The 20623-nt window shown below is 32.1% G+C and carries 25 protein-coding genes; 14 read left to right on the top strand and 11 right to left on the bottom strand.

Features of this window, described 5'->3' with window-relative positions; translation table 11 throughout:
* Nucleotides 1-25 precede the first annotated feature (25 nt).
* The 5 genes from NNH57_RS20500 to NNH57_RS20480 all read right to left on the bottom strand — a co-directional run bounded on the left by NNH57_RS20500 (nt 26) and on the right by NNH57_RS20480 (nt 6262).
* Nucleotides 26-775 carry a matrixin family metalloprotease gene (locus NNH57_RS20500; RefSeq protein WP_108807934.1) on the bottom strand — a complete coding sequence of 250 codons (750 nt, stop codon included), beginning with the start codon at nt 773-775 and terminating at the stop codon, nt 26-28.
* A 580-nt stretch (nt 776-1355) separates the two neighbouring features.
* Nucleotides 1356-1937 carry a hypothetical protein gene (locus NNH57_RS20495; RefSeq protein ID WP_074409723.1) on the bottom strand — a complete coding sequence of 194 codons (582 nt, stop codon included), beginning with the start codon at nt 1935-1937 and terminating at the stop codon, nt 1356-1358.
* Nucleotides 1934-2401 carry an ankyrin repeat domain-containing protein gene (locus NNH57_RS20490; RefSeq protein ID WP_108807935.1) on the bottom strand — a complete coding sequence of 156 codons (468 nt, stop codon included), beginning with the start codon at nt 2399-2401 and terminating at the stop codon, nt 1934-1936. Before NNH57_RS20490 ends, NNH57_RS20495 begins: the two co-directional genes overlap by 4 nt.
* 188 nt (nt 2402-2589) lie before the next feature.
* Nucleotides 2590-4833: a catalase/peroxidase HPI gene (gene katG / locus NNH57_RS20485; protein ID WP_074409725.1), complete on the bottom strand. Its 2244-nt coding sequence runs from the start codon at nt 4831-4833 to the stop codon at nt 2590-2592.
* Nucleotides 4834-5503: 670 nt separating this feature from the next.
* Nucleotides 5504-6262, bottom strand: a complete 759-nt coding sequence (locus tag NNH57_RS20480; RefSeq protein ID WP_074409726.1) for a helix-turn-helix domain-containing protein — start codon at nt 6260-6262, stop codon at nt 5504-5506.
* Between the two features lie 322 nt (nt 6263-6584).
* Here NNH57_RS20480 and NNH57_RS20475 point away from each other — a divergent pair, with 322 nt between their 5' ends.
* The 14 genes from NNH57_RS20475 (at nt 6585) to NNH57_RS20410 (ending at nt 16634) form a co-directional block, all read left to right on the top strand.
* Nucleotides 6585-6980 (top strand): type III secretion system chaperone family protein, encoded by a 396-nt coding sequence (locus NNH57_RS20475; protein ID WP_074409727.1) that lies wholly within the window; start codon nt 6585-6587, stop codon nt 6978-6980.
* Nucleotides 6981-7097: 117 nt separating this feature from the next.
* On the top strand, nt 7098-7244 hold the full coding sequence (locus tag NNH57_RS20470) for a hypothetical protein (RefSeq protein ID WP_159099221.1): 147 nt from the start codon (nt 7098-7100) through the stop codon (nt 7242-7244).
* A 244-nt stretch (nt 7245-7488) separates the two neighbouring features.
* Nucleotides 7489-7686 carry a hypothetical protein gene (locus tag NNH57_RS20465; RefSeq protein WP_108807936.1) on the top strand — a complete coding sequence of 66 codons (198 nt, stop codon included), beginning with the start codon at nt 7489-7491 and terminating at the stop codon, nt 7684-7686.
* 116 nt (nt 7687-7802) lie between these two features.
* Complete coding sequence (locus NNH57_RS20460) at nt 7803-8285, top strand: MarR family winged helix-turn-helix transcriptional regulator (RefSeq protein ID WP_108807937.1); 483 nt, start codon at nt 7803-7805, stop codon at nt 8283-8285.
* Nucleotides 8285-8821, top strand: coding sequence for a GNAT family N-acetyltransferase (locus NNH57_RS20455; RefSeq protein WP_082995004.1), 537 nt, complete (start codon nt 8285-8287; stop codon nt 8819-8821). The genes NNH57_RS20460 and NNH57_RS20455 overlap by 1 nt, the downstream gene beginning before the upstream one ends.
* Before the next feature lie 48 nt (nt 8822-8869).
* Nucleotides 8870-9337, top strand: coding sequence for a GNAT family N-acetyltransferase (locus NNH57_RS20450; protein WP_108807938.1), 468 nt, complete (start codon nt 8870-8872; stop codon nt 9335-9337).
* A 230-nt stretch (nt 9338-9567) separates the two neighbouring features.
* Nucleotides 9568-10296, top strand: a complete 729-nt coding sequence (locus NNH57_RS20445) for a hypothetical protein (RefSeq protein WP_108807939.1) — start codon at nt 9568-9570, stop codon at nt 10294-10296.
* Nucleotides 10286-10963 (top strand): hypothetical protein, encoded by a 678-nt coding sequence (locus NNH57_RS20440; protein WP_108807940.1) that lies wholly within the window; start codon nt 10286-10288, stop codon nt 10961-10963. The genes NNH57_RS20445 and NNH57_RS20440 overlap by 11 nt, the downstream gene beginning before the upstream one ends.
* Nucleotides 10964-11384: 421 nt before the next feature.
* Nucleotides 11385-12104: a hypothetical protein gene (locus tag NNH57_RS20435; RefSeq protein WP_108807941.1), complete on the top strand. Its 720-nt coding sequence runs from the start codon at nt 11385-11387 to the stop codon at nt 12102-12104.
* 4 nt (nt 12105-12108) lie between these two features.
* Complete coding sequence (locus tag NNH57_RS20430; RefSeq protein ID WP_132065776.1) at nt 12109-12771, top strand: hypothetical protein; 663 nt, start codon at nt 12109-12111, stop codon at nt 12769-12771.
* Nucleotides 12744-13538 (top strand): sensor histidine kinase, encoded by a 795-nt coding sequence (locus NNH57_RS20425; RefSeq protein ID WP_108807943.1) that lies wholly within the window; start codon nt 12744-12746, stop codon nt 13536-13538. Before NNH57_RS20430 ends, NNH57_RS20425 begins: the two co-directional genes overlap by 28 nt.
* Nucleotides 13539-13580: 42 nt before the next feature.
* Nucleotides 13581-14222: a response regulator transcription factor gene (locus NNH57_RS20420; RefSeq protein ID WP_108807944.1), complete on the top strand. Its 642-nt coding sequence runs from the start codon at nt 13581-13583 to the stop codon at nt 14220-14222.
* A gap of 346 nt (nt 14223-14568) precedes the next feature.
* The gene (gene rpoN / locus NNH57_RS20415) at nt 14569-16029 is read left to right on the top strand and encodes an RNA polymerase factor sigma-54 (protein ID WP_074409739.1); all 1461 of its coding nucleotides are present in this window, start codon (nt 14569-14571) and stop codon (nt 16027-16029) included.
* Nucleotides 16029-16634 carry a hypothetical protein gene (locus NNH57_RS20410; RefSeq protein ID WP_024772278.1) on the top strand — a complete coding sequence of 202 codons (606 nt, stop codon included), beginning with the start codon at nt 16029-16031 and terminating at the stop codon, nt 16632-16634. The genes rpoN and NNH57_RS20410 overlap by 1 nt, the downstream gene beginning before the upstream one ends.
* Here NNH57_RS20410 and NNH57_RS20405 read toward each other — a convergent pair.
* The 6 genes from NNH57_RS20405 to NNH57_RS20380 all read right to left on the bottom strand — a co-directional run bounded on the left by NNH57_RS20405 (nt 16629) and on the right by NNH57_RS20380 (nt 20610).
* A complete protein-coding gene (locus NNH57_RS20405) occupies nt 16629-17336 on the bottom strand; it encodes a porin family protein (protein ID WP_074409740.1) in 708 nt (235 codons plus the stop codon). The genes NNH57_RS20410 and NNH57_RS20405 overlap by 6 nt on opposite strands.
* A 144-nt stretch (nt 17337-17480) precedes the next feature.
* Complete coding sequence (locus tag NNH57_RS20400) at nt 17481-17963, bottom strand: ExbD/TolR family protein (protein ID WP_254504228.1); 483 nt, start codon at nt 17961-17963, stop codon at nt 17481-17483.
* A gap of 24 nt (nt 17964-17987) precedes the next feature.
* On the bottom strand, nt 17988-18596 hold the full coding sequence (locus NNH57_RS20395; RefSeq protein ID WP_108808226.1) for an ExbD/TolR family protein: 609 nt from the start codon (nt 18594-18596) through the stop codon (nt 17988-17990).
* A 398-nt stretch (nt 18597-18994) separates the two neighbouring features.
* Nucleotides 18995-19477, bottom strand: a complete 483-nt coding sequence (locus NNH57_RS20390) for an ExbD/TolR family protein (protein ID WP_034240623.1) — start codon at nt 19475-19477, stop codon at nt 18995-18997.
* A 23-nt stretch (nt 19478-19500) separates the two neighbouring features.
* Nucleotides 19501-20109 carry an ExbD/TolR family protein gene (locus NNH57_RS20385; RefSeq protein ID WP_074409567.1) on the bottom strand — a complete coding sequence of 203 codons (609 nt, stop codon included), beginning with the start codon at nt 20107-20109 and terminating at the stop codon, nt 19501-19503.
* A gap of 6 nt (nt 20110-20115) precedes the next feature.
* Nucleotides 20116-20610: a hypothetical protein gene (locus NNH57_RS20380; protein ID WP_074409566.1), complete on the bottom strand. Its 495-nt coding sequence runs from the start codon at nt 20608-20610 to the stop codon at nt 20116-20118.
* Between the last annotated feature and the right edge of the window lie 13 nt (nt 20611-20623).

The following is a 20623-nucleotide window of genomic DNA, read 5'->3' as shown; positions in this document are numbered from 1 at the left end:
ATAATCAAACTATGAATTGCTTAGATTAATTATTCAAGTTAATTTCATCGATTCGTTTCTTTATTTTCTTTTCTTGAGTTTCATTAAAGTTATGTCTAGAATCTTTATTTACAGTATTCATAATATTTTCTGCTTCGTGACTATGAAATAAACCTAACGCATGACCTATTTCATGTGGGGTGGTCGAAGTAAATAAGTTTTCATCTGTTATCAATACTCTTTGATCTCTTCCAATCCCGGCAATAGCACGGATATTACATCTTTTAACTATATATATGTTTACTTTACTTTTATCATAAGATTCTCGAGATTGCATCAAAAATGTGCTAGGTTCTGAACCTTCATTATCTCTAAGATCATAAAGTTCTTCATTAACTAAGCTCTTAGATTCACCTAATTCTAATCCTATTCCAAATCTGTGAAAATATTCTCCATTCAAATAATTTATAAACTCGGCTTCGTTAAGAGTATATGATGATTTATCCAAAGTCTCTGAAGACTCTACATAAATAATATTAACTTTTACAATCTTCTCTGGTGCCGAAAACTCTGACTCTATATCCACAGCGTCTAGGTCATCACCGGTAGTACAAGATAATAAAAGCAGGATCGATACGATAAAAAGTAATCGCTGATATATTGTTTTAAAAATACACTTAATATCATTTTCATTAACTAAAGTCTTAGAGAAGAAATTATTAAAAAGATTATTAATCTGAAGTATACTATTAAATATAGTACTGTTTGGTGTAGGCTTAGTAGTTTTCGTCATCATTTTTAAGATTTGGGATACTTCTGGGGTAATAGAAGTATTGGTATTTTAAAAGAGAGATCTTTTCTTTGATCTTTAATCTTTTTAAACCGTGTTAAACATTCTTCTGGGGCAATAGAAGATTATTTTACATTTTGACGAATTTACTTTTACTCTTGAACCGATATAACATTTCGTAATCAATTCATTATAAAGGTAGTACAGATTCTCAATATTCGAATACGGGAAAAACGTAATATATTTACGTAATCACCAAAATACTATGTATTTCGGCGATAAATAGGTGTTTTCATTGAAATTTTAACATTTTTCCACCTAAAAATGAAAGTTTAATACTACAAATGTTAACGTTAAGCAGGTAGTTTTAAGGGGGTTTTTCCCCTGTTCATGATCTAATATTTAAAACATTATCTCAATAAAATAGCATTTTCCTACAGCTAAATCTCAAAATAGGATAACTACTATCGATTTAGCTACAGAAATAAGAAAGTAAAAGGCTAATGGTTTTTATCAATTGTGCGCATATTTATAGTATTGATACTTCTAAATATGCTATCAAAATAACTTCAATTCTAAAACAAAACTAATTAGAATGCTTCTTTAATAAAATTTCAGAAATTAAATTTTCAATAATACTTTTATCCAGATCGGATTTATGAGATTTGTTTTTTGCTTTTTTTATCTTTTCGTAATGTGGTATTTTGCCCGTCTTTGAAAGTACCTTAAGTACTTCTTCAAAAAAACTGTTTAAAATAGGAATCACAAATCTACTTGATTTGTTTTTTGCTTTAAGATGAATGAACTTTTTGGTGTATGCCAAAAAGATTTGAGGGTATTGAGAAAATGTAATTAATGCCTGACAAAAACTTTGATATACTTCTTCCCTGTTTTGATTATTTTTAAATTTAAGTCTTTTATGATCTATCTGAGTAAGTGTATATAATAGGATACTTTCTCTAATAAATGTACTATAGTCATTATTAGAAAAATAATATACCTCCATTCCTATATTAGTGTTTATTACTAATACCTCATTTCCGATACTCTCTTTTAAGAAAGACTCAAAAACAGCCACCATAGCAGAGGACATTAACAATTGTCTTTTAAAATCAATAGATCTAATATTTACCGATTTTATACTTTTTATGTCGTTGTTCTTCTTCACTGCGTAAGCTTAAATAATCCGGTAACCTCTAAACCCTGATTTTTTGCATGCATTTCTGCGGTACATCCACGGTTATCTCTAGTAGAAATATCTGCTTCGTTTTCTACTAATAATTTAATAATTTCTTTTTGACCAAAAGTCGCTGCATAAATTAATGCAGTAGCCTCATTTACATTTTTTTGATTTACATCTGCTCCAGATGCTATAAGTAATTTTGCAATATTGTAATGTCCTTTAAAACAAACTCCCATTAGTGCTGTATTTCCAGCACCATCTTTTATATCAATATCTGGAGAGTATTTTAAAATTTCTTTAGTTATATCTTCGAGACCATAATAAGATGCTAGTAGCAATGGGGTAGAACCTCTGGAGTCTTTTGAGTTCACAACCTCAGGGTTACTATTTAAAAGTGCTTTTACCTCTCCTAATTCTTCTGATCGAATGAAATTAAAAATATCTTTCATAATGTATTACATATCTATTAATCATGATTAAAATATAGCATCGGAATCCCTCTTTACAGCATCAAAAAAATTTCAAAAATATTAGTGACTAGTACGATTCTATATTTTTTGTCACCTAACTAGTGAATCAAACAGGTGGCTTGACAACAAACCACCTGTTGTTTTACTCTTTTTATAGTTTAGTCTGTTTAATCGAATCGATCAAGGTTCATGACTTTACACCATGCTGCAACAAATTGATCTACAAATTTCTTTTCAGAATCTTTGCTAGCATAAACCTCGGCAAGAGCTCTTAGTTCAGAGTTAGAACCAAATATAAGGTCGGCTCGGGTACCTGTCCATTTTATTTCTCCTGTAGCACGATCACATCCTTCAAATACTTCTTGAGCATCAGAAGTTGCTTTCCAGGTAGTGCTTAAATCGAGTAAGTTGACAAAGAAATCATTTGTAAGCACTTCGGGACGCTGAGTAAAAACTCCATGTTGAGATCGATCAAAATTCGTATTCAACACTCGAAGACCACCAACAAGTATTGTCATCTCGGGTACAGTTAGTGTTAATAATTGAGCTCTGTCTATCAACATTTCTTCTGCAGAGATAGAAGACTTTGTTTTCTTATAGTTACGAAATCCATCGGCAACAGGCTCCAGAACAGAAAACGATTCTACATCGGTTTGTTCCTGTGATGCATCTGCTCTCCCTGGTGAAAAAGGTACTGCAATCTTATGTCCTGCATTCTTTGCTGCCTCCTCTACTCCTGCAGCGCCGCCCAGGACTATTAAATCTGCTAATGAAACTTTCTTATCTCCAGATGCTGAACTATTAAATTCTTGTTGAATACTTTCTAAAGTTTCTAATACATTGGTTAACTGAGTCGGATTATTCACTTCCCAATTCTTTTGTGGTGTAAGACGAATACGTGCACCATTTGCACCACCACGTTTATCAGAACCGCGGAATGTGGATGCTGAAGCCCAGGCAGTAGATACTAATTGAGAAACAGATAGCCCCGAAGAAAGTATTTTGTTTTTTAAACTGGCAATATCCTGATCATCTATTAATGCATCTGTAACTTTTGGGATCGGGTCTTGCCAAATTAATTCTTCTTTAGGTACTTCTGGGCCAAGATATCTTGCAATAGGTCCCATATCACGATGTGTTAGTTTATACCATGCGCGAGCAAACGCATCTGCAAATTCATCGGGGTTTTCATAAAAACGTCTTGAAATTTTCTCGTAAGCAGGATCCATTCGTAGAGCAAGGTCTGTGGTAAGCATAATTGGTGCATGACGTTTAGAGGGGTCATGTGCATCGGGTACGCTATCGCCACCAGCTCCGTGTTTTGGTATCCATTGGTGTGCCCCTGCGGGGCTCTTGGTTAGTTCCCATTCGTAGCCAAATAAATTCCAGAAAAAATTATTACTCCATTTTGTAGGAGTACTGGTCCATGCTCCTTCTAACCCACTAGTAATAGTATCTCCTGCATTACCACTTCCAAAGTTATTTTTCCAACCCAAGTTTTGCTCCTCGATACCTGCAGCGGCCGGTTCTCTCTCTACATATTTATCTGGATCAGCAGCACCATGTGTTTTACCAAACGTATGCCCACCAGCAATAAGGGCAACTGTTTCTTCATCGTTCATCGCCATACGGCCAAAAGTTTCACGAATGTCATGAGCCGAAGCAATTGGATCAGGATTTCCATTAGGTCCTTCGGGGTTTACATAGATCAATCCCATCTGAACTGCTCCCAGAGGATTCTCTAACTCTCGGTCACCTGTATAACGTTTATCACCTAACCATTCGGTCTCGGCACCCCAATAAATATCTTGTTCAGGTTCCCAAACATCTTCACGTCCTCCTCCAAAACCAAAAGTTTTAAAACCCATAGATTCTAAAGCACAATTCCCAGCAAGAATCATAAGATCTGCCCATGAAATTTTCTTACCATATTTCTGTTTAATCGGCCATAATAACAAACGGGCTTTATCTAGATTGGCATTATCTGGCCAACTGTTTAATGGTGCAAAACGTTGAGTTCCTGAACTGGCACCTCCCCGACCATCAGCAATTCGATAAGTCCCAGCACTGTGCCATGCCATACGAATAAAAAGAGGTCCATAATGACCATAATCAGCTGGCCACCAATCCTGAGAATCGGTCATAAGTTTAAAAAGATCTTTCTTTACTGTTTTAAGGTCAAGAGTTTTAAACTCTTTACTGTAATCAAATTCTTCATCCATAGGGTTGGATAATAAAGAATGTTGACGAAGAATATTTAAGTTTAATTGATTCGGCCACCAATCGCGATTAGAAGTTCCTGTGCCCGCACCTTGCTTAAGTGTACCATTCATAAAAGGACACTCACCCATACCATTACCATGATGATTTGAACCGTGAGACTCTGTACTCTTGAGGTTTTTATTTTCCATTTGCTGTAGATTTTATTAGATGATTATTTGTTCTTATGTTCTTTCAAATTTATGATAAAAAAATATTATTGATTTTAAACATTCGATATATAAAATCTATTAAACTATTACCTCCTCCTATAAAACTACTAAATGGGTTTGTTGAATTTATTCAAGAAATACCATACTTCTTCATAAAATACATTCTAAACTCTTGTCTCATCGTGGTATGTCGTAGCTAGCTAATTCTTAATTTTATGTTGGAAAAATAACTCACCTACACCTCTCAACCTTTATTATATTATTAGGTACTGCTTAAATAGTATCATCAATAGAGATAATAGTATTGGATTAATTTAGATATAAAAAACATTGTTTTTGCCAATATAATGCAGAGCATAAATTAACAGACAACACTAACATTGTTAGCTATTTGTTCTAGGATAGATATTAAGATAAGAGATTATTTATCACTCATCATAACATGGGATAGATCAAGATACCAAATTTAAATATCAAATACAATACATAATCTAATTGATATCCAATGAATTAATAGATCATGTTTGGTAAATTTCAAAGTAAATTAAAATATTCTTCTTATGAATTAAAACATACAGTGGATGTTCATTTAAAAAAAATAAAAGAATATTTAAAAGATTTTTCGAATTCAAACAAATTATATGACTAACTACCTAAGCTTCTCTTTCATTCGCAAGAGCTCCTTTTCTATCAACAACAATTTGTCTTCAACCAGGTCACCAAATTCTGGTATACGTCTAAAAAATGCATACCGCACTCTCCATAGTTCTTTAATATCTGATATAGGAAATGATGAGTCTTCAATATTTTTATGATCGGCCCTTAGTACTGCATTACCTTTTAAAACATATAGCCTTCTAAAGATTAGTTTATTCTCGACAACTACAAAAACCAATGTCCCATTATTCAATTTTTTAATCACTGTAGGAGGAACTTTTTCTCCTATTACAACATCCTTTGGATAAAAACCTTTATCATGTGATGTCATCTCGAGATTACTTACGGTATATCCTCTAAACTCTTTAGTTGGGTTTACCGGTAATTGCATGGTTGGTAATTCTTTAATAAAACCCTCTGCATTATATAAAGTAATATAATCATTAGCTGTACTTTCTGTTATACAAGGGACGATTGCAAATTTCTCTCGTTTCACATCTTCTGCATAAGTGGTAAGATCCCCTTTAAACTTTAGAAGTTGATTTACGGTAAGTTCATTCGTTAATAAATCATCTATTGCAATGCTAAAATGATTAGCAATCTTAATAATTGTTTCTATTTTTGGTTCGCTTCTACCCTCTTCATATGCGCCTAATGTACCACGTTTTAGATCAAAAAGCTCAGCAAAGGCTTGTTGACTTAAACCTTTTACTCCACGTATTTTTTTTATGTTTTTTCCGAAAAAAGACATTTTTGCTAATTTTATTTGCAATTATAAAAAATAATTGTACATTTACACTAACAATATTAGCTAATATTCTATTAAAAAGCTAATTTTAGTAGAAATACTTCACGATTTTATTCTTTTCCTAAGAAATACTGAGGATTATACTAAAAATTTTAGCACAACATCTAATTATTAACTTAAATCATTCATACCCATGATCACTCTTATTTTTTATCTCGTTAATTTAGCCAAAGATATTGCAGAAAATTTGTGCTACTTTTTGTAATATTGATATACTAAAGAAAATCAGTCATACATAATTATTCATTTATCAAAAAACCATCTAATGCAAGATCATTATCAGGTAGTAAAAAAGTATTTACTACAACTTAAATATGATATTACCCATGAAAACAATAGGGAAGGTATTATTATGATCAGCAAAGAAGCCGAAGGAATTAAAAATATGATTCTTGGGATTGCACCACCCATTTTAATAATGGAACAGCACATCTGCACTATCAAAAATAAAAATGAAGTCGTATACCGTAGTCTATTACAAAAAAATAGAGATATTATACATGGCGCTTTTGTACTAGACGAAACTGGTGATAAAGTAATTTTTAGAGATACGCTACAGATAGCGAATCTAGATCTTAATGAACTCGAAGGATCATTAAATTCTATCGGGCTGTTATTAGGCGAGTATTCTGAACAAATTATCAATTTCTCTAAGTATTAAATACCCTACTACACATTTGTAGAGTTCCTTAACCATAAAGATATATTACACCCTGGAGTTAATGAAGTATTGTGAATTTCTTATATTGCTCCAGGTATATAATAAGTCTTATTGAAAATGAAAAAAAAGTTTGATTCGCAAATGCTTCTGGCAATTGCCGTATTAATCATAAGTGGTGCTGCTCTTATCGTTTCTATGCGACAAGCCTCAATCATGAATAAACAAACCGATATTTTATTAGAGCAAATCAAATGCCTGGCCTAGGTTATCCGTTGGTTTTGATCAAAGTTGGTCTGATAAAACACTACAATATTTAAAAATTCCTTTACACAATAAAGGCACAGGACCTGCTATAATCGAGGGAGTTAGAATTACATACAATGGGAAGGTCGTAAAAGACTGGTGGGATCTTTTTGGCAAAGCCAAAGTTCCTGACTCCATAAGTACTGGGATTTCTAATAGAGGAATTTACAACTCTGTAATCTCTGCTAACGAAAGTTTCTATTGGATGCAGCTTGCACATGATCCAAGATTAAGACACTGGATTTATGAAAGAAAAGAAAAAATAACAATTGAAATCTGTTATAAATCGGTTTTTAATGACTACTGGTTATTACGCAAAGAAGGGTTAAATGGCACTACCATAATACAAAAGTTAGACACCCCCGAATCTCCATTACCATCTGGTGAAATGTTTAAAAGTTAAAGAAATTATAGATCAAAATATAATTTTTCGGGGTCTATAAATGTTGTACTACCTCCTACTATTTCAATAATTAAAAAACGTTTTATATATTTGTATAAGTACTTATATAAATACTTATGCAAGATAAATTACAAGAATACGCAGAACTGGGTTTAGGGTCCAGACTAAAACGCCTAAGCGAATTTGTGATGAAAGAAATTCAAATTGTATATACTTCTTGTAATATTAATTTTGACCCTTATCTATTTCCCATTTTTAAAATCATCATAGATCAAAGTCATACTACAACTACAGATATACAGGAAAAACTACATTACACACAACCTGCAATCACCCAAGCACTAAAAAAACTAATGGAAAAAGGCTTAGTTGAGTATAAAATCGATACATCTGATAAAAGAAAAAAACTATTTCAATTAACCAAAAAGGGTAATGAAACACATCAAATTATGATTCCGCTATGGGAAGTAATTGATCAGCAAGTAACAACATTAACAACCTTCTCATCTGCAAATCTTGCAGATCATATTACTCATTTCGAAAGCAAACTAAGAGAGAAACCATTACATCAACAAATACTAGAAAAATACACCTCATAATGCATATAGTAAGACCAGTACAGGTATCAGATATTCAGAATATTTATCAGCTTTACAAAAAAATTGGCAAACAATCTGGTGGGATCATACGAGTATCAAGTGAAATCACTCTAGATTACATACAAGATTTTGTACATAAAAGCATATCTGATGGTTTGATATTGGCAATTCCTCATCTAGAATATGAACATCAAGTCATCGCAGAAATTCATGCATATCGTATTCCTATTTCTGCATTCAGACATATATTAACAGATCTTACCATTGTCGTTAATCCAGAATTTCAGGGGCAAGGTCTCGGAAAATTGCTTTTTACCAGTTTTTTAACCAAAATCAAAACGTCATATCCTCATATCCTTCGTGTTGAATTATTTGTGCGGGAGAATAACACAAATACTATTCAATTTTATGAAAAACTAGGATTCATAAATGAAGGAAAACACCATCAAAAAATCAAAAATCTTGATCATAGTATAGAAACTCCTATTCACATGGCTTGGTTTAACCCAGAATATAATAATGACCTTACTCATTAATATTTAAATCGTAAGGCAAATCATAAATTTTAAAGTATTAATATCGCAATGAACACTTCTATCATTCCTTTTGACTCAAAATACGCAAAAGACTTCGCAGCTCTTAATATAGAATGGCTAGAAAAATATTTTGTAGTAGAACCACATGACGCAGCGTTATTAGAACAATGTGAGGACACCATTATCAATGAAGGTGGATTTATTTTTTTCGCAAAAACAGACAATGCCATAGCCGGCACTTTTTCACTAATCAAGATCGAAGATGGTATTTATGAATTAGGGAAAATGGCTGTTTCTCCAAAATTTCAAGGTCAAAAAATCGGGCAGCAATTACTAGAATTTTGTATTGAATTTTCTACAACTCAAGGTTGGAAAAAATTACGTCTATACTCCAATAGAATTTTAGAAAACGCAATCTACATTTATGGCAAATATGGTTTTAAAGAAATTCCTATGGAAGATCACCCTCCCTATCAACGTAGTAATATCAAAATGGAACTTATATTGCAAAAATAAAACTTGTTATTTTCTTCTCTTCTCCAAACAGGGTAATTTATTTTTCTACACATTACAAGGAATAATTTTATAATCAGATAATAGTTGTATTTTTGAAAGTCTATTTTAGGTATTTCCCTATATATCAACACAATACCTAAAATAGACTTTCAATATCATGAGTATTCTTAAAACCAAACACGAAGACTCTTACATTGGAAAATAATAATTTTTAACCAAAAGTAATCGTCATGAAAAAACCAACGAAAGGCAGTACATGGTATGCCTTATTTCTAACATTAACTACTAGCTTATTCTTTTTACATTCCTGCCAACAGGACTCAACTATAGAAATTCTTGAAGAAGAAGAATATCTAAGAAAAATTGAAACCTTAGAAACAAAAGTTAAGGATTTAGAAGGAAAACTAGGTCAAGAAAAATCCAATCGAAGTAGGCCAAAAAATATCATCAGTTTTGAGCAAGCACAAAGAATATATAAAGCCTATGATGATAGAGCTGATCTAATTAGCGAAGTTGTTAATTCGGTAACAAACGATGGCTCTTTTAACCCCACAAGGTCGATGTTTTATGAAATCTCTGAGTTACGTAACTATTTATCATATGTCGATGAGTTATCACAAAAAGCAGATGTAAAAACAACCGGGTTACGTTTTTACTTCGCATTATATCCCGATACATATGTTTCCTCTACGGGGAATGACAGAAACGCAAGACATCAAACCATCTTCATTGCTCCTACCTTAGAAAAAAAATACGACAATCATATTTTACATATAGGATACACACTTAACAATGATGGTAAAGTAGAATTATTAGATAAAAACAATGGGTTTAGTCATTTTAGACGAAATCGTAGTGAGGCAGATGATGTATCCTTTTTAGGGCGAAGAAATGACAATGATAAATTTAGTCTTATTGCCAATGAACTAGGAGCAACTCCTCCAGAATATGGTCACTAAAATCGAACTCCTAATAGTATTGAGAAAGATTGCTTTTGGTAGCGAATGCATTGCTGCGCTCACCGGGCTGTTTTTTTTGTTTAATTATAAGGTCAAAGGTTTATTAAAATGGTTTTCGATTTTTCTGATTTATATTTTTATCAATGATATTATTGGGTATAACACAAGGCATTGGTTTCCTAATTCTAATAATCTAATATTATATAATATATCTACCACGCTTACTTTCTTATTTTTGTTTTTTATGTACCACCAGCATATCAAAGAAAAAATCAGTAAACGCTTTATCATGTATTTTATAATACTTTATGTACTCACTCTTTTTATAAGTGGATTCTATGAAAATTATCTAGTTCAATTACAAAGCATACCATTTCTTTTAGGCGCATTTCTATTAATGACTTCTATTATTTTTTACTATGCAGAATTATTAAAATCAGAGCAAATTCAGGAAAGCACTAAAGATTTTTTGTTTTGGATTAGTGTTGGTTTATTGATTTATTATGTAGGAAAAATGCCTTTTCGTATTGTAAGAGATTATTATGCAAATCATAACGATTCCTCAACGCTGTTTATCCTAAATAGTATTTTTACTATTATTATGAATAGCTGTTTTATAACCGGATTTTTAATTCATAGAAAAACAGTTTCCAATAGGTATTCTTGATAAAAACAACGTTTAAAAAAAATAGAGAGTACTAAATAGAATTTCTGTTAAAAAAATCATTCTATAATTCTTTTTATAAAAATCGCGCTTGTGTATTATACAGAATGCATCCTTTTTGCAGGTATTTACAAGAAGAATTTTAAAGTTACAAAAGAGTCGAATCCCTTTTTTAAAAAGGGGTAAACCCCCCTTTTTTCAAAATTCGCATATACTCCAAAACCCCAACAACAACCTCAAAAACACTTATTACCAATGGTTTGACGTGTTTTTATTTTAACAAAATATGCCATTACTTTTTTAAAACTACAGAATAATAGTATTTTTAATTCTGGGAAACACATTAATGCAAATCAAAAGATTTAACTAATCTATTTTCGGCAGGGGGCCGAGACATTAACAAACATCTTAATAAACCAAAAAAATGGACAAACTAATCAATCTAACTAAAACAGTAGCAATAACAGCATTGTTTCTAGTGAGTTTAAGTTCTTGTGACAAGAAACACGATAATGACAAGTATTTAAAACAGATTAAAGAATTAAAACAAGAAATAGCAGAGCTAAAAGAGCAATTAGGTACAATCAATGACAGAAAACCAAGTAACATTATTGATTTGGAATTTGCTTCACAATTGTATCACAATTATGATACTACTCGTATAAAATGGACAAATGATTATATTCAAAAACATTCGGGTCAAGAAAAATTTAAGGCCACCCGATCATTATATTATAACCTAGACGACTTATACAATTACTTGGCATATATCAAACGAATTTCTAAAGAAGCTAATGTTAAGCCCTCTGGTTTACGATTTTATTTTGGCGCATATGCTAATGATTATAAGCGCGACGATGGTGATACAGCATATGCGCATAGACAAACCATCTTTATTACTCCAACGATCGCAAAACAGGTGGGTAAAGAAACGATGCATCTAGGATATACTCTTAGCAATGACCTTAAAGTCGAACTTCTAAAAGATAAAATTGGGACAGATTCTAGAGGGCAATCAGCAAATGGTAGCTCTATGCAAAAGGCAAGTCTTTTTAATTTTAGCATAAGTACAAATATGTTTGGTGAAAATAGTACAATTGCTAATGAATTAACGGGGTCACCTCCAAGAGGAAATGAACAATAATTAGATGAATTTAAGTAACGATTTTTTAACTCTTTTAATGGAAATTGGTGTTGGACTAGAAGCTTTGACTGCAATAGTTGCAACAATATATTATTACAAATATAAAAACACTCATGTCCTCAAATATTTTATTTTTCTTTTGTGGTATGTTGCCATCAATGAAATTATTGGACTCTACATTAGAAGTGAAAATTGGGATAACGTATTGCTCATTAATATTTATAATGTAATTAATTTTACTTATATCTTAATTTTATATAGAAGTTACCTAAATGAAAAAAAGAGTAAAAAAATTGCATTAATACTTTGTATAACATATCTAATCATATTTATTATTAATGGTTTTTACGAAAATTATTTTATTAAATTCCAAAGTATACCATATATAATAGCTGCTTTTGCTGTGATTATTACTATTTCATTATATTTTAGAGAAATATTAAATTCTGAAAAAGTATTAAATGCCAAGAGAAACTTACTATTCTGGATTAGTGTTGGTCTATTGATATATTTTGTAGGGAATATACCTTTTAGAATATTAAGAAACTATTATAATGAATTAACAGATGCCACTATATTGTTTTTAGTAAATTTTACTTTAACAGTGATAATGAATATTTGTTTTATTATCGGTTTTATATGGAGCAAAAAGAAACAGCAATACTAATTGCAAGTGTAGTACTTGTTGTAATTATCATTTTAATGATTTCTCTCTTTTTGATTTTTCAAAAAAGGAAGAACAGTCTTTTGTTACAACAAAAGGAATCTGAGAAAAAGTTTGAAAAAGCTATTGCAGAGACCCAGATCGAGATCAGAGAAGAGACATTACGTAACATTAGCTGGGAATTACATGATAATATTGGCCAGCTACTCACGCTGGCCAAAATACAAGTAAATATAGCACAAGATGACCCAAAAAAACTAGAAGAGGTTACCGAGACTATAACCAAAAGTCTTACAGAACTGCGATCATTATCAAAATTGATAAACCCAGATACTATAAAAAGCTTAAGTCTTACAGAAGCTATAACATTAGAAATAGAACGATTTAATCGTATGCAGTTTATTAAAGCTGCGATCACCAGTAATGAAGAGGTTGAAGTGCTAGATGACAAAGCAGAGATCATCATCTTTAGAATATTGCAAGAATTCTTTACCAATACTATCAAACATTCTAAAGCTTCAAATCTAGATGTTGATGTACATTACGACACCGAAAAATTGGTGATCCATGCAAAAGATAATGGCGTTGGTTTTGATCAGATAGAATGTCCTACCAAAAGAGGGATAGGATTAAGTAATATGCAAAACAGAGGAAAATTAATCGATGCCATTGTACAAATAACATCGCAAAAAGGGGAAGGAACAGCAATAACACTAACCTATCCATATAAAAAAGAAAGTTCGATGGCATTAGACAATGAAGTTAACTAACTTTGCATAGAAAACTATTCACACAAATAATAAGTATTATCAATCATGAAATACTCAGTAGTAATTGTAGAAGACCATATTTTACTATCCCAGGCATTATCTGGACTGGTTAATGGGTTTGCCAAATTTAAAATTTTATACATCTGTAAAAACGGTAAAGAATTACTTACCCGATTTAAAGATCCTAAAAACATCCCTGATATCGTACTTATGGATATCAACATGCCTATTATGAATGGGATTGAAACTACGGCAGCATTAAAAGAACAATACCCACAAGTTAAGGTATTAGCACTGTCTGTAGAAGAAGATGAAAATACGATCCTTAAAATGCTTAGAGCAGGTGCAAAAGGATATCTTTTAAAAGACACCGAAAAAAGCATCCTGGAAAACGCGCTTATCCAGGTACAGGAAACAGGTTTTTACCACACAAAAGATGTTACCAATTTACTTCTGGGCTCCCTAAATCCTAAAGAAGAAAACAATGTTGTGCTCAAAGATCGGGAAGTAGAGTTTATTAAACATGCCTGTACCGAGAAAACATATAAAGAAATTGCAAACGACATGTGCTTAAGTCCAAAAACGATCGAAGGATATCGAGATTCTATTTTTGAAAAACTAAGCCTTAAAAACAGAACAGGTTTGGTTATTTATGCTATTAAAAGCAAGTTATTCGTTCCTTAGTGTTTGCTCTATGTACGTCCTTTCTTGGATTTCTGTATACACCAGAATAAAAAACATTTAAAAGAGACGTACATATTTTATTTTATCCCCCGATTCTATCTCAATGAGACAAAACCATTTTATATCTTACCATTAAACAAACAACATTGTTTGGTTTATGTCTTAAAAAAAACTCGTTTATTACATATTATAACTACTTTTGGCCCGTTTATTGATTACAGCCAAAAATAAAATCATTACAATTATGGTTTTATAGCATTTTTGTAAATAAACTAACCGTCTTATACTTATTTAAAAACAGTGTTTTTTGTTTATTTTTGTGAGTAGAAGAACATTGATAATTTTTATGCTAAAACAACAATTAAATTTTAAGCTTTCTCAAAAACTCTCTCCACAGCAGATTCAACTCATGAAGTTGATTCAACTTCCTACGCAAGCATTCGAACAACGTTTGAAACAAGAGATGGAAGAAAACCCTGCTCTTGATAGTGGAAAAGATAAAGCAGATGAATTTGAAGATGCGTTTAGTAATGAAAACTCTGCAGAAGAGGATTATGGGACCGAAAAGATAGAAGCAGACATCAATGTTGATGAATATCTTAGTGATGATGAGATTCCTAGTTATAGACTAAGCTCTAATAATTATAGTGCTGATGATGAAGAAAAAAGTGTTCCCTACGCCTCTGGAACATCATTTCATCAACATTTGGTTAACCAGCTAAATACGTATCGATTTAATGATGAAGAAAGAGAAATAGCCGAATTTCTTGTTGGTAGCGTTGATGAAAGCGGTTATATAAGACGATCTTTGTCAGATATTTTAGATGATTTAGCCTTTACTCAAAATGTATATACTACCGAAGAAAAAATAGAAAACATCTTACAAATTGTTCACCAGCTGGATCCAGCGGGTGTTGGTGCTCGTAATTTGCAAGAATGTCTCTGGATTCAATTAGACAGGAAAGAAACTACTATCCCTATAAAATTAGCTTCAGAAATCCTCAAAAAAGCTTTTGATCATTTTAGCAAAAAGCACTATGACAAACTTTTATTAAAATTTGACATTACCGAGGAACAGTTAAAAGAAGCTATTGATGAAATTGAAAACCTTAACCCTAAGCCAGGAGGCGCTTATGCAGGAAACAATCGTTTGATCGAACATGTGGTTCCTGACTTTACAATCAGAATTGTAGATGGAGAACTTGAGTTAACGCTAAATGGTCGTAATGCCCCAGAGCTTCATGTATCCAGAGAATACAACAATATGCTTCAGGGATATAAAGCCAGTAAAGAAAAATCTAAATCTCAAAAGGATGCTGTTTTATTTATTAAACAAAAATTAGATGCTGCAAAATGGTTTATCGAAGCTGTAAAACAAAGACAGCAGACACTTTTTATTACTATGAGTGCAATAATGCACTATCAAAAAAGTTATTTCCTTAGTGGAGATGAAAGAAATCTTAAACCAATGATTTTAAAAGACATTGCTGATGAGATTTCTATGGATGTAAGTACCGTTTCAAGAGTAGCAAATAGTAAATATGTAGATACTCCTTATGGGACAAAACTTATTAAAGAGTTCTTTTCTGAGTCCATGACCAATGATCAAGGTGAAGAAGTCTCTACCAGAGAAATTAAAAAAATACTGGAAATAACTATAGGTGAAGAAGACAAGAAAAAACCCCTTACGGATGAAAAGCTTGCTAAAATCCTTAAAGAAAAAGGGTACCCTATAGCCAGAAGAACTGTAGCCAAATACAGGGAACAATTAGATATTCCTGTTGCCAGACTACGAAAGAAAATTTAATGAATTTTTTTCTTAGAAGTGTTTCTTATATTTTACATCCATTATTGATGCCTCTTTTAGGTGCCATAATTTATTTTAGTACAGCTCCAAGATTTATTCCTATCGAAATTATTAGAGCCAAAGTTTTTGGGCTAATTATTCTTACCATCCTAATACCTATTGTATTATTCTTTTTATTGAAAAGTACCGGAACCATTACCTCGATACACCTCGAAAACGTAAAACAACGTAAAATCCCACTATTACTGCAATCTATTTTACTTATAGTGGTCATCAAAATGGTTATTGATGTATATCATTATCCAGAGTTATATTTTTTCTTTTTAGGAATTCTGTTTTCCTCGTTAAGTGCAATTTTTATGGTATTATTTAACATAAAAGCAAGCTTACATATGATTGGGATTAGCGGAATCACGATGTTTACTGTGGCACTAAGTATTCATTTTGGGCTTAATTTAACTATTCTAATAGCTATGCTGATGATTTTTAACGGACTGGTCGCCACATCCCGATTACATTGCAAAGCACATAGCAATCTAGAATTGATCCTAGGGTTTCTAATAGGGATAATTCCGCAGCTTACTTTAGCAAATTTCTGGTTATAAAATATAAAACATCAATCCAATTTTTGCAGTATTCAATCCTACAGCCTCTCCCTGAATTGTAGCATCGCTATTGAATAAGGTATTCAAACTATAGTAGAAATGAAAGTTAAAAGTGTTCCATCCAAAAGTAAATGTTGCCCCTATCCTCCATCGGTTTAATTCATCTAATTTCGTTTGTCTCACCCGATTTCCTGGTTGTTTAAAATTAGAATTAAAAGAATACAGGTACCCCATTCTAACACCTGTATAAATTCTATAAAATTTATGGGTTTCAGGAGTAGATGTACGCCATCTAAACTCAAAAGGAGCTTCTACCAAATGCGTGGTAAATCTATTAGTACTATAATCGACACCTTCTAAACTACTAAATATACTCTGCTCGGTATTTTCTTCCTCCCCTATAAACAAATTCTGATTATACACGTTTAATGAATACCCTAGCCCCAGACCTATAGCAATATTGCGCCTTTTATTGATTGGCATATCTCGTATAAATCCTAAATGTAGTCCTCCAGAAAAACCAGATTGTCTCACACCTGTTGGTTTATTAAGCAGTAGGTTAAATGTTACGCCTACATAAAACTGATCTTCTCGATATAAAGAATCTATCTCTATTTCTTGAGTAGAATCTTGCTTGGTTTCCTGTCCTGAAGAAAGAAACACAAACAAATAACATACAATGAATACAAACAATTTTTTCATATAGATCACTAAAATAAATCTATTTCTTTAGAAATAAGAGAAAGTTTATAAAAACAAAACGAAATCATATAAAATCCTGCCCGAAGGCAGGATTTACAATATCATTTAGACATTTATGCTACGATAATAATAAATAACATTATGCTACTTAAAATTATCCGAAGCTTTACCAGATTTGGTTGTATAATTAATCTTTAACGCCTGAACTTCTCTTAATTCTTTTTTGATATCGCCTACAAGACCCATATTGGTATTTCCATCTATTCTAAGAGCTGTAATTAAAAAAGGAACTTCTTCCTCTCTTTTTGCTGCTCTCTCGGCCAATACAAATGCTTTTACTTCGCTTACATCAGCAAATTTATCATTAAGCTGAATTCTAGCTTGGCTACCTGCGCTTGCACGATATCTTGAACTAGGTTTTCCTGCATAGATATACATTATTAGATTTTTTTTGTCTAGTTTTTCTATCTGGTCTGCAGAAGGTAATTTATTTTCTATCATTAGCGTATTTTTACGCATCACCGTTGCAACCATAAAGAAGAACAATAACATAAATACAATATCTGGTAATGATGCCGTAGAAACGGGAGGTAATTCACTACTCTTTTTCTTTTTAAATTTAGACATAAGAATTCTGTTTTTATATTATTTCTATTTTTTAGGCTCGGCTTCTGAAAGTTTTTCAGGAAACAAAAATTGTATCTTTTTGATATCTTCTTTAAGTTTAGTCTTACTTCCAGAATAATTCACATCTTTAAAATCGGCTTCCATTTGTTCAAATGTCTTACCAAAAAGACGCTGTGCTTCTCTATTACGCAATGTAGTATACGCTGCCACCAATTCATTTTGAACTGCTATATATGCACTATAATTTGTCTCTCTATTGTTATTTAAAGAGATTACTGCTATAGTAGGATTATCTGAAGAAGAAGGATCTCTATCTCCTTGACAGTAACTACATGCCTCTTCTCCTCTTCCACCACCATTATCTAAGAATTTAATAGCAGCTTCCCTAAGATCTTTCAATTCCATAGGAGCCTCTTCTACCAATAAATCATTATTCTTATTCAATTCTACAACAAAAATATTTTTTTGCCTAAGAACTGGGGGAATTACATTCTCCTTTTCAGGAGCTGGGAGTTTACGGCTAATACCTGTATCGGTTTCGATCGTGGTAGTAACCAAGAAAAATATTAGAAGTAAGAATGCAATATCTGCCATAGATCCTGCATTAACTTCTGGTGCTGCTCTTCTTGCCATAATAAACATATTTAATTAATAATTACTTACAAAATCAAGAAACTATGATCATAAGTGACAAGAAATATGCAGAAGAAAAACAAGTTGAAACTACATCAGAAAAACCTCCATAACTCATATTATCTCTTAGCAGAAATAAAAGCAAATTATGTATATTTTAGAAGGCTTGAGAGTTCATTTCATATTATAACCATTTTACTTATGTATTCAATATCACTTTGGAAGGTTAGATATTGATGCTATAAAATGATAGATCACAGCTACTATAAAATTAGCAACAATTGTTATGCCATTTTTTGGAAATAGCGGAAAGAGTAGTACTAAAAAATCCTGCCCGAAGGCAGGATTTACAATATCATTTAGACATTTATGCTCCGATAATAATAAATAACATTATGTTATTTAAAATTATCTGAAGCTTTACCAGATTTGGTTGTATAATTAATCTTTAACGCCTGAACTTCTCTTAATTCTTTTTTGATATCGCCTACAAGACCCATATTGGTATTTCCATCTATTTTAAGAGCTGTAATTAAAAAAGGAACTTCTTCCTCTCTTTTTGCTGCTCTCTCGGCCAATACAAATGCTTTTACTTCGCTTACATCAGCAAATTTATCATTAAGCTGAATTCTAGCTTGGCTACCTGCACTTGCACGATATCTTGAACTAGGTTTTCCTGCATAGATATACATTACTAGATTTTTTTTGTCTAGTTTTTCTATCTGGTCTGCAGAAGGTAATTTATTTTCTATCATTAGCGTATTTTTACGCATCACCGTTGCAACCATAAAGAAGAACAATAACATAAATACAATATCCGGTAATGATGCCGTAGAAACGGGAGGTAATTCACCACTCTTTTTCTTTTTAAATTTAGACATAAGAATTCTGTTTTATGTTATTTCTATTTTTTAGGCTCGGCTTCTGAAAGTTTTTCAGGAAACAAAAATTGTATCTTTTTGATATCTTCTTTAAGTTTAGTCTTACTTCCAGAATAATTCACATCTTTAAAATCGGCTTCCATTTGTTCAAATGTCTTACCAAAAAGACGCTGTGCTTCTCTATTACGCAATGTAGTATACGCTGCCACCAATTCATTTTGAACTGCTATATATGCACCGTAATTTGTCTCTCTATTATTATTTAAAGAGATTACCGCTTTAGTAGGGTTATCTGAAGAAGAAGGATCTCTATCTCCTTGACAGTAACTACATGCCTCTTCTCCTCTTCCACCACCGTTATCTAAGAATTTAATAGCAGCTTCCCTAAGATCTTTCAATTCCATAGGAGCTTCTTCTACCAATAAATCATTATTCTTATTCAATTCTACAACAAAAATATTTTTTTGTTTAAGAACTGGCGGCTCTATTTCTTCCTCTTGAGGAGGAGGGAGTTTACGGCTAATACCCGTATCGGTTTCGATCGTGGTAGTAACCAAGAAAAATATAAGAAGTAAGAATGCAATATCTGCCATAGACCCTGCATTAACTTCTGGTGCTGCTCTTCTTGCCATAATTGTTTACTTAATTAGTTTCTTAATACCAGAAAAGAACATTAACCCAACCGCAATAGCAGCCAAAAAGTAAAATGTATACAATCCTGTTCCTACCCATTTAGAGCCACTTTCAGAAAGTACTCCTCCATCATTTAAAGGAGCTTCTACTCCTTCTGCCACAACAAAACCAATCCCTACAACAATAAGGAAAGCAACAATACCGATTGCAGTATTTTTAAGACCTCCAGGGTTTTTAGCTAATGAAGAGAAAACAGCTATCAAAGTAACGGCTATTACACCTATAATAACAATAACTGTAAGAGTATATAATGGATTCACCAAAGATGTTGCTTCTTTTAAAACATCCATCGACCCTCCTTCTCTAACAAAGTCTTTGGTTTCTGTAATACCATATTTTTCCATAAGGCCATCAAAATTATTGCTCATTAAGAACAGTAAAATAGCTCCTATAGCGCCTATAGCCAGTACGATATATGATAATATTTTTGAAATTTTCATGTTACTAATAATT

It is taken from the genome of Aquimarina spinulae, from assembly GCF_943373825.1.
In the GTDB taxonomy this organism is placed as follows: domain Bacteria; phylum Bacteroidota; class Bacteroidia; order Flavobacteriales; family Flavobacteriaceae; genus Aquimarina; species Aquimarina spinulae.
Note: the sequence above shows the minus strand (reverse complement) of the source record. Positions and strands in the feature narration are given on the sequence as shown.

Excerpts from the sequence above, each read along its gene's own strand:
- NNH57_RS20500 (WP_108807934.1), bottom strand. The coding sequence starts at position 775 with ATGATGACGAAAACTACTAAGCCTACACCAAACAGTACTATATTTAAT.
- NNH57_RS20490 (WP_108807935.1), bottom strand. The coding sequence starts at position 2,401 with ATGAAAGATATTTTTAATTTCATTCGATCAGAAGAATTAGGAGAGGTA.
- katG (WP_074409725.1), bottom strand. The coding sequence starts at position 4,833 with ATGGAAAATAAAAACCTCAAGAGTACAGAGTCTCACGGTTCAAATCAT.
- NNH57_RS20480 (WP_074409726.1), bottom strand. The coding sequence starts at position 6,262 with ATGTCTTTTTTCGGAAAAAACATAAAAAAAATACGTGGAGTAAAAGGT.
- NNH57_RS20475 (WP_074409727.1), top strand. The coding sequence starts at position 6,585 with ATGCAAGATCATTATCAGGTAGTAAAAAAGTATTTACTACAACTTAAA.
- NNH57_RS20470 (WP_159099221.1), top strand. The coding sequence starts at position 7,098 with ATGAAAAAAAAGTTTGATTCGCAAATGCTTCTGGCAATTGCCGTATTA.
- NNH57_RS20465 (WP_108807936.1), top strand. The coding sequence starts at position 7,489 with ATGCAGCTTGCACATGATCCAAGATTAAGACACTGGATTTATGAAAGA.
- NNH57_RS20460 (WP_108807937.1), top strand. The coding sequence starts at position 7,803 with ATGCAAGATAAATTACAAGAATACGCAGAACTGGGTTTAGGGTCCAGA.
- NNH57_RS20455 (WP_082995004.1), top strand. The coding sequence starts at position 8,285 with ATGCATATAGTAAGACCAGTACAGGTATCAGATATTCAGAATATTTAT.
- NNH57_RS20450 (WP_108807938.1), top strand. The coding sequence starts at position 8,870 with ATGAACACTTCTATCATTCCTTTTGACTCAAAATACGCAAAAGACTTC.
- NNH57_RS20445 (WP_108807939.1), top strand. The coding sequence starts at position 9,568 with ATGAAAAAACCAACGAAAGGCAGTACATGGTATGCCTTATTTCTAACA.
- NNH57_RS20440 (WP_108807940.1), top strand. The coding sequence starts at position 10,286 with ATGGTCACTAAAATCGAACTCCTAATAGTATTGAGAAAGATTGCTTTT.
- NNH57_RS20435 (WP_108807941.1), top strand. The coding sequence starts at position 11,385 with ATGGACAAACTAATCAATCTAACTAAAACAGTAGCAATAACAGCATTG.
- NNH57_RS20430 (WP_132065776.1), top strand. The coding sequence starts at position 12,109 with ATGAATTTAAGTAACGATTTTTTAACTCTTTTAATGGAAATTGGTGTT.
- NNH57_RS20425 (WP_108807943.1), top strand. The coding sequence starts at position 12,744 with ATGGAGCAAAAAGAAACAGCAATACTAATTGCAAGTGTAGTACTTGTT.
- rpoN (WP_074409739.1), top strand. The coding sequence starts at position 14,569 with ATGCTAAAACAACAATTAAATTTTAAGCTTTCTCAAAAACTCTCTCCA.
- NNH57_RS20410 (WP_024772278.1), top strand. The coding sequence starts at position 16,029 with ATGAATTTTTTTCTTAGAAGTGTTTCTTATATTTTACATCCATTATTG.
- NNH57_RS20405 (WP_074409740.1), bottom strand. The coding sequence starts at position 17,336 with ATGAAAAAATTGTTTGTATTCATTGTATGTTATTTGTTTGTGTTTCTT.
- NNH57_RS20400 (WP_254504228.1), bottom strand. The coding sequence starts at position 17,963 with ATGTCTAAATTTAAAAAGAAAAAGAGTAGTGAATTACCTCCCGTTTCT.
- NNH57_RS20395 (WP_108808226.1), bottom strand. The coding sequence starts at position 18,596 with ATGGCAAGAAGAGCAGCACCAGAAGTTAATGCAGGATCTATGGCAGAT.
- NNH57_RS20390 (WP_034240623.1), bottom strand. The coding sequence starts at position 19,477 with ATGTCTAAATTTAAAAAGAAAAAGAGTGGTGAATTACCTCCCGTTTCT.
- NNH57_RS20385 (WP_074409567.1), bottom strand. The coding sequence starts at position 20,109 with ATGGCAAGAAGAGCAGCACCAGAAGTTAATGCAGGGTCTATGGCAGAT.
- NNH57_RS20380 (WP_074409566.1), bottom strand. The coding sequence starts at position 20,610 with ATGAAAATTTCAAAAATATTATCATATATCGTACTGGCTATAGGCGCT.